Source organism: Gordonia sp. i37, assembly GCF_002043085.1.
GTDB lineage: Bacteria > Actinomycetota > Actinomycetes > Mycobacteriales > Mycobacteriaceae > Gordonia > Gordonia polyisoprenivorans.
Genome location: NZ_MVPX01000656.1, coordinates 1 through 386 on the forward strand (window position 1 = coordinate 1; position 386 = coordinate 386).

Below are 386 nucleotides of genomic sequence, written 5' to 3' on the forward strand. Positions count from 1 at the left end.
GACGATCAGTGCAGTCGGCGGTCGATCTCCGCCGCCGCGAAAAACGCTGACGCTGTCTTCAAAATCTCGTTGGCTCTGCGTAATTCGGCGTTCTCGCGGCGCAACTCGCGCAGCTCAGCACTCGGCGCCTCCGCCGATGATGCACTCGCGGTCGAGACGGCCGGCGTGTCCTTCTCGATCCAGTTCCGCAACGTCGCTGGATTGATGTCAAGCATCTGTCCGACATGGCGCCGCGCCGCCAACTTCGCGCCACCGACCTCGGAGAGCCGATCGTGATACATCCTCACTGCCCGCTCACGAGTCTCCTGGTCAAACTTTCGTGCTGCTCCCATACCGACATTCTCCTGGTGAGATCACGGTCTCCACCAGACCCAGGACGGTTCAGT

The 386-nt window shown here is 61.7% G+C and carries 1 pseudogene; it reads right to left on the reverse strand.

The features are described 5' to 3' along the window. Positions 1 to 332: pseudogene (locus tag B1964_RS29400) on the reverse strand (transposase); the annotation flags it as partial. Positions 333 to 386: the final 54 nt, after the last annotated feature.